The sequence below is a fragment of the Gordonia sp. YC-XJ4 genome, from assembly GCF_059511865.1.
This window is the reverse complement of the sequence record NZ_CM183447.1, coordinates 3,238,067-3,251,480: the sequence shown is the minus strand read 5'-3', so window position 1 is coordinate 3,251,480 and position 13,414 is coordinate 3,238,067. Positions and strand designations below refer to the sequence as shown.

General features: G+C 66.8%; 14 protein-coding genes. 9 read left to right on the top strand and 5 right to left on the bottom strand.

The window, feature by feature from the left end; genetic code table 11:
* Positions 1-139: 139 nt before the first annotated feature.
* Positions 140-826 (bottom strand): MBL fold metallo-hydrolase, encoded by a 687-nt coding sequence (locus tag AC5ZH6_RS14325; RefSeq protein WP_288337291.1) that lies wholly within the window; start codon positions 824-826, stop codon positions 140-142.
* A gap of 174 nt (positions 827-1,000) precedes the next feature.
* On the opposite strand from AC5ZH6_RS14325, the gene uvrA reads away from it, so the two are divergent.
* Positions 1,001-3,880: an excinuclease ABC subunit UvrA gene (gene uvrA, locus AC5ZH6_RS14320; RefSeq protein ID WP_006371207.1), complete on the top strand. Its 2,880-nt coding sequence runs from the start codon at positions 1,001-1,003 to the stop codon at positions 3,878-3,880.
* Positions 3,881-3,937: 57 nt separating this feature from the next.
* Here uvrA and AC5ZH6_RS14315 read toward each other — a convergent pair whose 3' ends face one another.
* Both AC5ZH6_RS14315 and AC5ZH6_RS14310 read right to left on the bottom strand, forming a co-directional pair.
* Positions 3,938-4,330: a hypothetical protein gene (locus AC5ZH6_RS14315; protein ID WP_035728379.1), complete on the bottom strand. Its 393-nt coding sequence runs from the start codon at positions 4,328-4,330 to the stop codon at positions 3,938-3,940.
* Between the two features lie 4 nt (positions 4,331-4,334).
* A complete protein-coding gene (locus AC5ZH6_RS14310) occupies positions 4,335-4,664 on the bottom strand; it encodes a hypothetical protein (protein WP_006371205.1) in 330 nt (109 codons plus the stop codon).
* Positions 4,665-4,778: 114 nt separating this feature from the next.
* Here AC5ZH6_RS14310 and AC5ZH6_RS14305 point away from each other — a divergent pair, with 114 nt between their 5' ends.
* Positions 4,779-5,576: a carbon-nitrogen hydrolase family protein gene (locus tag AC5ZH6_RS14305; RefSeq protein ID WP_006371204.1), complete on the top strand. Its 798-nt coding sequence runs from the start codon at positions 4,779-4,781 to the stop codon at positions 5,574-5,576.
* Here the strand turns inward: AC5ZH6_RS14305 and AC5ZH6_RS14300 are convergent.
* Positions 5,509-6,111 carry a LysE family transporter gene (locus tag AC5ZH6_RS14300; RefSeq protein ID WP_244421178.1) on the bottom strand — a complete coding sequence of 201 codons (603 nt, stop codon included), beginning with the start codon at positions 6,109-6,111 and terminating at the stop codon, positions 5,509-5,511. The two genes, AC5ZH6_RS14305 and AC5ZH6_RS14300, sit on opposite strands and share 68 nt — an antisense overlap.
* A gap of 89 nt (positions 6,112-6,200) precedes the next feature.
* Here AC5ZH6_RS14300 and AC5ZH6_RS14295 point away from each other — a divergent pair, with 89 nt between their 5' ends.
* Positions 6,201-6,635, top strand: coding sequence for an Lrp/AsnC family transcriptional regulator (locus AC5ZH6_RS14295; protein ID WP_006371202.1), 435 nt, complete (start codon positions 6,201-6,203; stop codon positions 6,633-6,635).
* Positions 6,636-6,705: 70 nt separating this feature from the next.
* Here AC5ZH6_RS14295 and AC5ZH6_RS14290 read toward each other — a convergent pair whose 3' ends face one another.
* Complete coding sequence (locus AC5ZH6_RS14290) at positions 6,706-7,143, bottom strand: DUF1844 domain-containing protein (protein ID WP_006371201.1); 438 nt, start codon at positions 7,141-7,143, stop codon at positions 6,706-6,708.
* Between the two features lie 241 nt (positions 7,144-7,384).
* Between AC5ZH6_RS14290 and infC the strand changes: the two genes are divergently transcribed.
* From infC to pheT, 6 genes are all read left to right on the top strand, one after another.
* Entirely contained in the window at positions 7,385-8,032 is a 648-nt protein-coding gene (gene infC, locus AC5ZH6_RS14285; protein ID WP_081482531.1) for a translation initiation factor IF-3, read from the top strand.
* A gap of 111 nt (positions 8,033-8,143) precedes the next feature.
* Positions 8,144-8,338: a 50S ribosomal protein L35 gene (gene rpmI / locus AC5ZH6_RS14280; RefSeq protein WP_006371199.1), complete on the top strand. Its 195-nt coding sequence runs from the start codon at positions 8,144-8,146 to the stop codon at positions 8,336-8,338.
* A gap of 34 nt (positions 8,339-8,372) precedes the next feature.
* Entirely contained in the window at positions 8,373-8,753 is a 381-nt protein-coding gene (rplT, locus tag AC5ZH6_RS14275; protein WP_006371198.1) for a 50S ribosomal protein L20, read from the top strand.
* A 43-nt stretch (positions 8,754-8,796) separates the two neighbouring features.
* Complete coding sequence (locus AC5ZH6_RS14270; protein WP_205741407.1) at positions 8,797-9,612, top strand: TrmH family RNA methyltransferase; 816 nt, start codon at positions 8,797-8,799, stop codon at positions 9,610-9,612.
* A 205-nt stretch (positions 9,613-9,817) separates the two neighbouring features.
* Entirely contained in the window at positions 9,818-10,894 is a 1,077-nt protein-coding gene (gene pheS / locus AC5ZH6_RS14265) for a phenylalanine--tRNA ligase subunit alpha (protein WP_006371196.1), read from the top strand.
* A 44-nt stretch (positions 10,895-10,938) separates the two neighbouring features.
* Positions 10,939-13,410 (top strand): phenylalanine--tRNA ligase subunit beta, encoded by a 2,472-nt coding sequence (pheT, locus tag AC5ZH6_RS14260; RefSeq protein ID WP_006371195.1) that lies wholly within the window; start codon positions 10,939-10,941, stop codon positions 13,408-13,410.
* Positions 13,411-13,414: the final 4 nt, after the last annotated feature.

The window sequence follows — 13,414 nt, the reverse complement described above, 5'->3', positions numbered from 1 at the left end:
ACTGCCCTTCGTTCGGTCTGCGTGCGGAGCCGGACGCCCGACGGTGGCCGACCCGTGTTCTCGAATCAGCTCGGTCGATATGGCGCCTCATCGAGGCTACCCGTCGTGGGCAGCGCGCCGGGGATTGCGCAAGGAACAGTTACCAGCCCCGCTCGCGCCACTCGGGCAGCGCAGGTCGCTCGGCGCCCAACGTGGTGTCCTTCCCGTGCCCGGGATGGACGACGGTGGAATCGGGGAAACGATCGAAGACCTTGGTCGAGACGTCGTCGATGAGGGTGTCGAAATCACCCGGTTGCCAGGTCTTCCCGACTCCACCGGGGAACAGCGAATCGCCGGTGAAGAGGTGCACGACGCCGTCGGCGGGGTCGGTGAGGGCGAGCGCGATGGAGCCCGGGGTGTGGCCGACGAGATGGATCGCCGTGAACGTGAGGTCGCCGACGGTGAGCTGGTCGCCATCGTCGACCAGCGTGTCCGGACGGACCGGCAATTCGTCGGCATCGATGCGGCCGGCAGCGGTCGGTGCACCGGTGGCGGTGGCGACCTGCTCGAGAGCCTGCCAGTGGTCGAAATGTTGGTGGGTGGTGAAGATCAGGGTGGGGGAGCCGCCGAGTTCGCGCAGGACGGCGAGGATGTCGTCGCCGTCGTTGGCGGCATCGATGATCAACTGCTCACCGGAGGATTTCGAGGTGATGATGTAGGTGTTGTTGTCCATCGGGCCGACGGACATCTTGGTGATGGTCGCGTGGGACAGCGTGCGGCGTTGGGGGCCACTCTCGGACAGGTCGCCGGTGTAGTCGTCGGAGATCGCCAGATCGTTCGAGGTCATAACACCCAACCCTAGACATTCGCGCGCCCCGCGTATCGTGGATCCGTGGCGTGCCGGGAAGCCTGTCCGGTGCGTACGACCCACTCTCCCCGGAATTTGTCGGTGGCTCCCGCTACGGTCATGCGCGCGGGGCGCCATGCGCCCGGACATTCGAGTTCTTGAGATAGGAATGCAGTGGTTGATCGCCTGATCGTCCGCGGAGCCCGTGAGCACAACCTGCGCGGAATCGACGTGGACCTGCCGCGTGACAGTCTGATCGTCTTCACCGGTCTGTCCGGGTCGGGGAAGTCCTCGCTGGCCTTCGACACGATCTTCGCCGAGGGCCAGCGCCGCTACGTCGAGTCGCTCTCGGCATATGCGCGTCAGTTCCTGGGCCAGATGGACAAACCCGACGTCGACTTCATCGAAGGCTTGTCCCCGGCGGTCTCGATCGACCAGAAGTCGACCAACCGCAATCCGCGGTCGACGGTCGGCACGATCACCGAGGTATACGACTACCTGCGACTGCTCTACGCGCGCGCCGGCAAGGCGCACTGCCCGGTGTGCGGCGCGGAGATCGCCAAACAGACACCCCAGCAGATCGTCGACCAGGTTCTCGAGATGGGGGAGGGCACCCGCTTCCAGGTCTTGGCGCCGGTCGTCCGTACCCGCAAGGGCGAGTTCGTGGATCTGTTCGCCGAACTCCAGACGCAGGGCTTCTCCCGTGCGCGGATCGACGGCAAGGTCCATCCATTGGCGGAGCCGCCGAAACTCAAGAAGCAGGAGAAGCACGACATCGAGGTCGTCGTGGACCGCCTGGTGGTCAAGAGCAGTGCCAAGCAGCGATTGACCGACTCGGTGGAGACGGCGCTGCGCCTGGCCGACGGCATCGTGGTGCTCGACTTCGTCGACCTCGACGCCGACGATCCGCACCGCGAGCGACGCTTCTCCGAGCGGATGGCCTGCCCGAATGGGCACCCCATCGCGATCGACGATCTCGAGCCCCGATCGTTCTCGTTCAACTCCCCGTACGGAGCATGTCCCGAATGCGACGGTCTCGGCGTCCGCAAGGAGATCGACGAGGATCTCGTCGTGCCCGACCCCGATCTCGCCTTGTCGGACGGCGCGATCGCGCCGTGGTCGTCGGGACACAATGCGGACTACTTCCTGCGACTGATGGGCGGCCTGGCCGACCAGATGGGTTTCGACGTCGACACCCCGTGGAAGAAGTTGCCCGCCAAGGCACGCAACGCGCTGCTCAACGGCAGTGACCATCAGGTTCACGTCAAGTTCCGCAACCGATACGGCCGCACCCGCTCGTACTACACCGAGTTCGAGGGCGTGATGGCCTTCCTCAGCAGGCGGATGGATCAGACCGAGTCCGAGCAGATGAAGGAGCGTTACGAGGGGTACATGCGCGACGTGCCGTGCCCCGCGTGTGGTGGGGCCCGCCTGCGACCGGAGATCCTGTCGGTGACCCTCGACCATCCGACCGACGGGCCCCGATCGATCGCGCAGGTCTGCGAACTCTCGATCTCCGAATGTGCGACGTACCTCGACGGTCTGTCCCTCGATGCCCGGCAGAAGGCGATCGCCGGCCGCGTTCTCAAAGAAGTACAGGCTCGCATCCGGTTCCTGCTCGACGTGGGCCTGGAGTACCTGTCGCTCGAACGCGCGGCCGGGTCGTTGTCCGGTGGCGAAGCACAACGCATCCGCCTTGCCACCCAGATCGGTGCAGGGCTGGCCGGGGTGCTCTACGTCCTCGACGAGCCGTCGATCGGGCTGCACCAGCGCGACAACCGACGACTCATCGACACGCTGACCCGCTTGCGCGATCTCGGCAACACGCTGATCGTCGTCGAACACGACGAGGACACCATCCGCGCGGCCGATTGGATCGTCGACATCGGCCCCCGGGCCGGTGAACACGGTGGTGAGGTCGTGCACTCGGGCAGCTACAAGGAACTGCTCAAGAATCGGAAGTCGTTGACGGGCAACTATCTTGCGGGTCGAGACACCCTTCCGGTGCCGGCGATCCGACGGCCGATCACCAAGAACCGGCACATCACGGTTGTCGGGGCGCGCGAACACAATCTGCGGGGCATCGATGTGACGTTCCCGCTCGGTGTGCTCACCGCCGTGACGGGAGTGTCCGGGTCGGGGAAATCGACCCTGGTCAACGACATACTCGCCACGGTCCTCGCCAACAAGCTCAACGGCGCTCGACAGGTCCCGGGCCGGCACACGCGGGTCAACGGGTTGGGAAACCTCGACAAGCTCGTTCAGGTGGACCAGTCGCCGATCGGACGCACCCCGCGTTCCAACCCGGCGACCTACACCGGCGTCTTCGACAAGATCCGAACCCTGTTCGCAGCCACCACCGAGGCCAAGGTGCGCGGCTATCAGCCGGGTCGGTTCTCGTTCAACGTCAAGGGCGGCCGGTGCGAGGCGTGCACCGGTGAGGGCACGATCAAGATCGAGATGAACTTCCTGCCCGATGTCTACGTGCCGTGCGAGGTGTGCCACGGGGCGCGGTACAACCGCGAAACTCTCGAGGTCCACTACAAGGGCAAGACCATCTCGGAGGTTCTCGACATGCCGATCGAGGAGGCCGCCGAGTTCTTCGAACCGGTGACCTCGATTCACCGCTACCTCAAGACACTGGTCGAGGTCGGGCTCGGTTACGTCCGGCTCGGGCAGCCGGCGCCGACATTGTCCGGCGGTGAGGCGCAACGCGTGAAGCTCTCCGCCGAACTCCAGAAACGGTCGTCGGGACGCACCGTCTACATCCTCGACGAGCCGACCACCGGCCTGCACTTCGAGGACATCAAGAAACTGCTCGCGGTGATCAACGGACTGGTCGACAAGGGCAACACCGTGATCGTCATCGAGCACAATCTCGACGTGATCAAGACCGCCGACTGGGTGATCGACATGGGGCCCGAGGGTGGAACCGGGGGCGGCCTGGTCGTCGCGGAGGGCACTCCGGAGGAGATCGCCGACACCCCGGAGAGCCACACCGGCAAGTTCCTCGCCGAGATCCTCGACGACGAGCGGGTCGCCTCGGCCGGCTGACGGCGCCCTTCAGTTCGCCGACAGCGCTCACCTATCCGCCGACGGTGCTCGTGGCGGTCAGTCGTCGTAGTTGTCGAAGGCTTTCATCGAACTCCAGTCCGGCCAGGTCAACTCCCACAGGCGGTGGATGCGTCGACCTCGGAACGTCGCGACGAACATCACTTCGATGTCGGTGGCAGCCTCGTCGGGACGTTTCGTCGTGATCCAGAGACGCCCGGCGAGGCGATCGGAATCCTCGACCCATGCCTCGTCGTCGTAACGCACCGAGTAGGTGATGCGCGTCGAATAGACGCGCGCATGGCCGGCGTGGAAGGCGTCGTAGTCCTGCGTCTGGCCATTGGTGACGAGGATGAAATCTCGGTCGTAGTACTTATCCACCATCGAGATGTTCTTGGCCTCCACCATTCGCGTGAACATCTCTCGCATCACCGCTTGGAGTGGAGGTGCCATCGCGTCACCCACCCATCGACTTCCGGATCTCCTCGAGTCGTTTCTTCGCGGCCTCATCGCGCTTGCGCATCATCTCGTCCACCTGCTGACCTTCGGGGGTCCCTTCGGCCAGCTCTTGTGACCCGATCGCCGTCGCGATCCGATTCTCGATCTTGTCGCGCACGAAATCGAATGTGGGAACACCGGATTCGGTGTAGTCGGGGTCCGGGATCGACGGCGTGCCGGCGAACTGTCCGGGCGTCGTGGGTGGTACGACCACCTCGGCGTCGATGATCTCGTCCTCGGGTCCACCGGGCCCGGTGGGGGAGGATGCCGACTCGCCAGATTGCGTCATGACCTCCACCCTATGCGCGCCCGGGGACGGCTGTATGCGCTTGCCGAGCGGTGACGAACGAACCGGGACCGGAGACGGTGTGCGGACAGGTACCGAGCGCCTCACACTGAGAAGATGGCGGTCGACGGCTCGGTTCTGCGCGTAGCGGTGGCGCAGCCGGGTGACGGTTCGTCACTGAGGGATAGCGCGCGTCGCCACGCCGGTCTGATCCGGCGTGCCGGCGCCGACCTGATCGTTTTTCCCGAACTGTCTCTCACCGGGTATCACCTCGACGCACGCGATGTCGCCGTCGACGCGACCGAACTCGGGGTGATCGCCGACGCCTGCCACGACAGCGGGTGCACGGCGCTGATCGGCGCGCCGATCAGCGAGAACGGGCAACGTTACATTGCTGTCCTCCGCATCGATTCGACGACGACATCGGTGGTTTATCGGAAGTGCTTCCCGGGAGCGGACGAGCGTCCGCACTTCGCGGCCGGGCCGGGGCCCTGTGCCATCACGGTGCAGGGATGGTCGATCGGGCTCGGTATCTGCCGCGACACCGGGGTGGCAGCGCACGTGGCCGACACGGCTGCGCTCGACATCGATCTGTACGCTTGTGGCGTCGTCCACCACCGGTGGGAGTTGGACGAACAACGGCGCCGCGCGGCTCGGATCGCCGAGGCGTGTCGGTCGCCGGTGGCGATGGCGAGTGCTGCCGGCAGAACGGGCGGCGGCTACGACCTGCCGGCCGCACATTCGGCGATTGTCACTTCCGCAGGGGAGATCGCGGCCGATGCCGGCACCGCCGTGGATGCGGTGGTGGCGTGCGACCTTCAGTTGCGCCGGGCACTTGGCCCGGCGGTCATGCGTGAGCCATACCCGCCACGGCCAACGCAGCGCCCAGGAGTCCGACAACGAGATACCCCATGATCGTCAGCCCGCGCCGGAGTCGAGAACCCGCTCTGGATCCGAGTAGCGCACCCACGGTCACCAGTCCGGACTGCCAACTCAGCGAGGCCGCGATGACCCCGACGACAAATGCGATCCGCGCCACGGGAGGCAGCGGGCCGGTGGAGACCGCCACTGCAGAGAAGTAGACGAAGGTCGCCGGGTTGATCGCGGTCAAGCCGAAGAACACCAGGAATCGGCGGCCGGTTCGGGTCCGCCGACGCGGCAACGCCGTCGTCGCTGTCGGGGATCGACGTCGGATGCCCATCACCGCGATGACGATGAGAACCACTCCGCCGAGCACCTCAGGGAGCGCACCGAGTCGGCGGACCTCCGGTGCCACGATGGTTCCGGCGACGACCGACGCGAGCGCGTAGAGACCGTCCACCGAGGCGACCCCGACAGCCGCAGGCAGTCCGCGGCGAATGCCCGCGCTGACACCTTCGTGGATCAACAGAATCCCGATCGCCCCGAGTGGCATCGCCACGCCGAGCCCGGCCAGAAGACCCATACCCATCGCACTCACCGCCTCCCACATGCCGTCGACCCTGAGGCGCCGGCCCGACACAGAGGAGAGATTGAGCAGCGGAGCGCACAATTTTCTGTATGGACGACATCGACAGACAAATTCTCGGCATTCTGGCCACCGACGGCCGAGCATCGTTCAGTCACATCGGTCGAGTCGTCGGTCTGAGTACCAACGCGGCAGCCTCCCGCGTCAGGCGACTCGAAAGTGACGGCGTGATCCTCGGGTATCGAGCGGTGCTCGCCGATGCCGCCGAGGTCGACGTCCCGGTCACCTCGATCGAGGCCTTCGTCGACATCCGGTTACGCGAGGGCGTCGACTCGGAGCGATTTCTGGATTGGGCCGGAGGCGATCCGGCGGTGCTCGACGCCGTTCACGTGACCGGCTTGTTCGACTACCTGCTGCGCATCCGGGTGTCGGGAACCGCGGACCTCGATCGCTTTCTTCGCAGGGTCAAATCAGAGGGCGGGGCCGGTGGCTCACAGACCCGAATCGCTTTGCGCCCCAGGGACTGACGAGTGCGGTGTGAGTCGGCGCAACCGGTTGTGGGTCGGTGGTGCACGATGAGCGGAACGCGACGCGGTCTCAGCGCCGGCGGTCGCGCACCGGCCCGGTGTACTTCTCGCCCGGTCCTTCGCCGGGCCCGTCCGGGTATGCGCTCGCCTCGCGGAATGCGAGCTGCAGCTGCTTGAGTCCGTCGCGGATGGGTGCGGCGTGGATGCCGAGGTCTGCGCGTGAAGCGTCGACCAGTCCGGCGAGTGCGTGGATGAGCCGCCGGGCCTCGTCGAGGTCCACATCGGACTCCGAAGCACCCTCGGCGAGTCCCAGCTTCTCCGCCGACGCGCTCATGAGCATCACGATGGCCTTGGTGATGACCTCGATCGCCGGAATATCAGCCAGGTCGCGGACGTTGTCACCGTCGGCAATGGAAGGGTTCGACTCGGTCGGCCCGGAGCCCGTCGTCCCGCCGGCAGGCCCGTCACCTGCGGCGTCGTCGGAGGGCGAATAGGTGTTTCCGGTCATGACTGTTAGACTTCCATAGCACGACCGCCCCGGTTCGCCGGGGTTGCAAGTGGAGTCAGGCTCCCACCGCTACGACGCGCCATTGGCGCAGTTGTACGGTCCGGTCCCAAAGGCCCAGGTCAGCCGCATGGCTGCGTGGGTCGGATACGCCGAGCGTATTCGAGTGGACCGGTCGGCGTTGGAGCCCTGCCGATGATCTCTCGAGATCATCGCGGGGCTTTCTTGCTGAGGCCTTCTCTTCCTGCGCCCGACTCATCGCGGCGGCCGACCTGTTCGGAATTATCAAGGAGGCCCCATCAGCACTGAGACCCGCATCAACGAGCGCATCCGCGTACCGGAGGTCCGACTCGTCGGACCGAATTCGGAGCAGGTGGGCATCGTGCGTGTTGAAGATGCGCTCCGCCTGGCCTACGAGGCCGATCTGGATCTGGTCGAGGTCGCACCCGACGCCCGCCCGCCGGTGTGCAAGATCATGGACTACGGCAAGTTCAAATACGAAGCCGCCCAGAAGCAGCGCGAGGCGCGTCGTAACCAGCAGATGACCGTCATCAAGGAGCAAAAGCTCCGCCCGAAGATCGACGACCACGATTACGAGACCAAGAAGGGTCACGTCATCCGGTTCTTGAAGGACGGGTCCAAGGTGAAGGTCACCATCATGTTCCGTGGACGCGAGCAATCGCGACCCGAGCTCGGATTCCGGCTCCTGCAGCGTCTCGGCAACGACGTTGCCGACTACGGCTTCATCGAGACCTCGGCCAAGCAGGACGGACGGAACATGACGATGGTCCTCGCCCCGCACAAGGGAGCGAAGACCCGCGTCAAGGCGCAACAGCAGTCGCAACGCCCGCCGCGGCAGGCCGGCGACGACAGCGCCGACGCCACGAGCTAGTCGACACCGGCGTCGACTGCCCCGGGCGTCGACGCACGGACAGACCATCGCGAACCCAGCGCGCCCGCCGGAGCGGGCGCCGCTGGAGTTCGCCCTAACGAAGGAAGACACATGCCGAAGAGCAAGACCCACAAGGGCACCGCGAAGCGCTTCAAGGTGACCGGCAGCGGCAAGATCGTGCGCCAGAAGGCCAACCGTCGCCACCTGCTGGAGCACAAGCCCTCCCGTCGGACCCGTCGTCTCGACGGCACGACCGTTGTGAGCGAGAACGACGCACCGCGCATCAAGCGCCTGCTCAACCGCTGACGCCCTGACCACCACCGAGAAGAGGATTGACTAAATGGCACGCGTGAAAAGGGCTGTCAACGCCCAGAAGAAGCGTCGGACGACCCTGGAGGCCTCCAAGGGATACCGCGGTCAGCGTTCGCGCCTGTACCGCAAGGCCAAGGAGCAGCAGCTCCACTCGCTGACCTACGCCTACCGGGACCGTCGCGCCCGCAAGGGTGAGTTCCGCAAGCTGTGGATCGCGCGCATCAACGCCGCGGCCCGCGCCAACGACATCACCTACAACCGCTTCATCCAGGGCCTCAAGGCCGCGGGTGTCGAGGTCGACCGCAAGGTGCTCGCCGACATCGCCGTCACCGACCCGGAGGCCTTCACCGGTCTCGTCGAGGTCGCGCGTAAGGCGCTGCCCGCCGACGTCAACGCGCCGGCCGCCTGATCACCACGTAGTTGCGTTGGTGCAGACCGACAACACACGACCCGTGACGGACGTTCTCTCGGAACGCTCGTCGCGGGTCGTGTCGTTGGCGAAGCTGCACAGGTCTGCCACACGCCGCACCGAGAAGCGGTTTCTCGTCGAGGGCGCCAACGCCGTCGACGCTGCGCTGGCGACCGGCCGCGCCCGTTCGGTGCTGGTCCGGGACGACGCCGAGGATCGTTTCGGCGAGCTTCTCGATCGGGCGAGAGCACATTCCGTGCCCGTGCACCGGCTGTCCGACCGGGCCGCGGCGAAATTGGCCGAGACCACCACGGCGCCGGGGGTGTTCGCCGAATGTGATCTCCTCACCGTCGATCTCGACGAGGTGCTCGCCGGATCGCCCCGGTTGCTCGCCGTTGCGGTCGAGCCGCGTGAGCCCGGCAACGTCGGCACGCTGATCCGATGCGCCGACGCGATGGGCGCCGATGCGGTCGTCCTGCTCGGTGACGCCGTCGACCCGCACAACGGCAAGGCGGTCCGCGCGAGCGCGGGAAGTGTTTTCCACATCCCGGTGGTGCGCGAATCGGACACGACCGCCGCGCTGCGGGCATTGCGCGCCGACGGCATCCTCACCCTGGCCACCGCGGCCGACGGTGAACTGAGCCTCGACGACGCCGACGACGTGTTCACCGGGCCGGTGGCGTGGCTGTTCGGCAACGAGGCCCACGGATTGCCCGGCACCCTGCTCGCCGATGCCGACCACCGCGTGGCCATTCCGATCCACGGTCACGCCGAAAGCCTCAATCTTGCTGCGGCCAGCGCGATCTGCCTCTATTCGGCGGCTCGCATCCAGCATCGTCGGTCGGCGTCGTCGGACTGAGACCACACTTCGGTCCGCCGACCGAGTCCGACCGCACTCGCAGTATGCGCGCGCAGGCGTCGGACACCCCGGTCGGCGCGGCGACCTGCGCCGGTGCGTCCACATCGGGTCGACTAGTCTGGGATGTCGATGTCCGCCGTCGCGCATTGCGTGATCCGCCAGACGTGACAATCCGGACGTGACGACACCGAGGAGATCACCACCCGTGGCCAGCTCAGCCGACCGCCCCGCCGACCAGGGTTCCGAGGACCTGCGGTTCCCGGAACCATCGGAACTCGACGCCGCCGCCTCCGCCGCGGTGTCGGCGTTCGAGGCGGCGGGCGATCTCGATGCCCTCGCGCTCGCGAAGACCGCGCACCTCGGTGACCGCTCACCGATCGCACTGGCCCGGCGCGCGCTCGGCAGTCTGCCGAAGGACCAGCGGTCGTCGGCGGGCAAGGCCGTCAACGAGGTTCGCGGTCGGGTGTCGGCGGCCTTGGACGCGCGGACCGCTCAACTCGAGGCGGAGCGGGATGCTGCCGTCCTGGTCGCCGAATCGGTCGACGTGACCCTGCCCAGCCGTCGACGCCCCCTCGGTGCCCGTCACCCGATCACGGTCATCTCCGAGCAGGTCGCCGATGTCTTCGTCGCGATGGGCTGGGAGATCGCCGAAGGTCCGGAGGTCGAGACCGAGCACCACAATTTCGACGCCTTGAACTTCCTGCCCGATCACCCCGCTCGCTCGATGCAGGACACGTTCTACATCGCGCCCGAGGGGTCGCGACAGGTGCTGCGCACCCACACCTCCCCGGTTCAGGTGCGGTCGATGCTCACGCGCGACGTCCCGATTTACGTCGCATGTCCGGGGCGCACCTTCCGGACCGACGAGCTCGACGCCACCCACACGCCGGTGTTCCACCAGATCGAGGGTCTCGCCGTCGACAAGGGCCTGACGCTGGCCAATCTGCGCGGCACCCTCGAGGTCTTCGCGCGGGCACTGTTCGGTCCGGAGACCACGACGCGGATGCGAGCAAGCTACTTCCCGTTCACCGAGCCGTCCGCCGAGGTCGACGTGTGGTTCCCCGCCAAGAAGGGCGGCCCGGGCTGGGTGGAGTGGGGAGGTTGCGGCATGGTGAACCCGAATGTGTTGCGCGCCAGCGGAATCGATCCCGACGTCTATTCCGGATTCGCCTTCGGGATGGGTCTGGAACGCACCCTGCAGTTCCGCAATGACATCTCCGACATGCGCGACATGGTCGAGGGTGACGTCCGCTTCTCCCTGCCGTTCGGCCCTGCGATCTGATCGCGCCACCCGACACCGCAAACGATCGAAAGTAGCTGATTGACGTGCGTGCCCCACAGTCCTGGTACACCGAGGTGTTGCGAGCCGGCGACCCGACCTGGTCGGCGACCGCCGAGGAGATCGACGCCGGATTCGTGCGCGTCGGCTTCGAGATCGAGGACATCGACGTCTTCCCGACGATCACCGGCCCCCTGGTCATCGGCCGGGTGGAGACGATCGAGGAACTAACCGAATTCAAGAAGCCCATCCGCTTCTGCAGCGTCGCGGTCGGCGAGGCGGAACCCCGTGGAATCGTGTGCGGTGCACGCAACTTCGCCGAGGGCGACCTCATCGTGGCGGCATTGCCCGGTACCGTGTTGCCGGGCCCGTTCGAGATCGCCTCGCGCAAGACCTACGGGCGTATCTCCGACGGAATGATCTGCTCGGTCTCGGAATTGGGGATCGGCACCGACCACAGCGGCATCCTCGTGCTCGCACCGGGCACCGCCGAGCCGGGTGCCGATGCGCGTGAGGTCCTCGGACTAGACGACACCGCCATCGACGTCAACGTCACCCCTGATCGTGGCTACGCCTTCTCCGTCCGCGGGCTCGGACGTGAACTCGCAAGCAGTTTCTCGGTACCCTTCATCGATCCGGGCCTGCCCGGCGAGGCCATCGTCGCCGGCGGTGATCCGTGGCCGGTGGCCATCGAACCGGGATCCGCCGCCACCCGTTACACCGCGCGCCTGATCGCCGGGGTCGACGCGACCGCCATCTCGCCGTGGTGGATGCAGAAGCGTCTGATGGTGGCCGGGGTGCGGCCGATCTCGGCGATCGTCGATGTCACCAATTACGTGATGCTCGAACTCGGTCAGCCGTTGCACGCCTTCGACGCCGACAAGCTCACCGGAACCGTCACCGTGCGCAACGCCGCGGCGGGAGAGAAGCTCACCACCCTCGACGGCGTGGTGCGCACACTCGATCCCGAGGATGTCGTCATCGCCGACGACAGCGGTCCGATCGCCCTCGCCGGGTTGATGGGCGGCGCCGACACCGAGGTCGGGTCGGAGACCACCCGGGTTCTGCTGGAGTCGGCCACCTTCGATCCGGTTCGGGTGTTCCGGACCGGCAAGCGCCACAAGCTGACCTCGGAGGCCACCAAACGGTTCGAGCGCACCGTCGACCCCGAGATCACCGCGGTCGCCTCGGATCGCGGTTCGGCGCTCATCGTGGAACTCGCCGGCGGTGAGGTCGCCTCCCCGCTGTCGGACCTTCGCGTGCATGTCGATGCGCCGCAGCCGATCTCGATCGCTGCCGACGAACCCGACCGCACCGCCGGGGTGACCTATGCGCCGGGCACCACCGCGGCGCGATTGACCGAGGTCGGCTGCACCGTCACCGGCACCGACCCGCTCGAGGTGATCCCCCCGTCGTGGCGCCCCGACCTACGTCAGCGCGCCGATCTCGTCGAGGAGGTGCTGCGGCTCGAGGGTCTCGAGGACATCCCGGCAGTCCCGCCCACCGCGCCCGCGGGGACTGGTCTGACTCCCGCGCAGCGTCGGCGACGCGGCATCGGGCGGACACTCGCCCTCGACGGCTTCGTCGAGGTGCTGCCGTACCCGTTCATGCCGGCCGGCATCTTCGACCAGTGGGATCTCCCGGCCGACGACGAGCGACGACGCACGGTGAAGGTGCTGAATCCGTTGGAGTCCGATCGGCCGGAACTCAACACGACCCTGTTGCCCGGCCTGCTGGAAATGGCTGCGCGCAACATCTCTCGTGGTCAGCGCGACCTGTCGCTGTTCACCATCGGGCAGGTCGTCATCGCCGGTGACAACGTCGTTCCGGTCGGGGCCCTCGACGTGACCCGGCGCCCGACCGACGAGCAGATCGCCGCACTCGACGCCTCCCTGCCGCACCAACCGTTGCACGTGGCCACGGTCCTGACGGGGCTGCGCGACCCGGCGGGTCCGTGGGGCCAGGGGCGCGCGGCGGATCATCTCGACGCCTTCGAGGCGGCCCGCACGATCGGCCGCGCCGCCGGTGTGACGGTGGAATTGTCGGCCGACGATCATCGTCCCTGGCATCCCGGCCGCTGCGCTCGAGTGACGGTGAACGGGACGACCGTCGGATACGCCGGGGAACTACATCCCGCGGTCCTCGAACGCGCCGGGCTCCCCAAACGGCTGTGTGCGGTGGAGATCGACATCGATGCGCTGCCGTTGTCGGTGAACCTGCCGGCGCCGAGTATCAGTGTGTTCCCAGCCGTCCTGCAGGACGTCGCGGTGGTGGTCGGCGGCTCGGTGCCCGCAGCCGAGGTCGAGAAGGCGTTGCGCGACGGGGCCGGTGATCTCCTCGAGGCGATCGAGCTGTTCGACGTCTTCACCGGCGCCCAGGTCGGCGACGGACACAAGTCGCTGACTTTTGCGCTGCGCTTCCGTGCGGCGGACCGTACGCTCACCGAGGACGAGGCCAGCAGTGCCAAGCTCGCCGCGGTCGAGACGGCGAGCGAACGTCTCGGAGCACGTTTGCGCTGATCGA

What these genes read in the sequence shown, in the direction of transcription:
- AC5ZH6_RS14325 (WP_288337291.1), bottom strand. Translation starts at nt 826, where the DNA reads ATGACCTCGAACGATCTGGCGATCTCCGACGACTACACCGGCGACCTG.
- AC5ZH6_RS14315 (WP_035728379.1), bottom strand. Translation starts at nt 4,330, where the DNA reads ATGGCACCTCCACTCCAAGCGGTGATGCGAGAGATGTTCACGCGAATG.
- AC5ZH6_RS14310 (WP_006371205.1), bottom strand. Translation starts at nt 4,664, where the DNA reads ATGACGCAATCTGGCGAGTCGGCATCCTCCCCCACCGGGCCCGGTGGA.
- AC5ZH6_RS14305 (WP_006371204.1), top strand. Translation starts at nt 4,779, where the DNA reads ATGGCGGTCGACGGCTCGGTTCTGCGCGTAGCGGTGGCGCAGCCGGGT.
- AC5ZH6_RS14300 (WP_244421178.1), bottom strand. Translation starts at nt 6,111, where the DNA reads ATGGGTATGGGTCTTCTGGCCGGGCTCGGCGTGGCGATGCCACTCGGG.
- AC5ZH6_RS14295 (WP_006371202.1), top strand. Translation starts at nt 6,201, where the DNA reads ATGGACGACATCGACAGACAAATTCTCGGCATTCTGGCCACCGACGGC.
- AC5ZH6_RS14290 (WP_006371201.1), bottom strand. Translation starts at nt 7,143, where the DNA reads ATGACCGGAAACACCTATTCGCCCTCCGACGACGCCGCAGGTGACGGG.
- rpmI (WP_006371199.1), top strand. Translation starts at nt 8,144, where the DNA reads ATGCCGAAGAGCAAGACCCACAAGGGCACCGCGAAGCGCTTCAAGGTG.
- rplT (WP_006371198.1), top strand. Translation starts at nt 8,373, where the DNA reads ATGGCACGCGTGAAAAGGGCTGTCAACGCCCAGAAGAAGCGTCGGACG.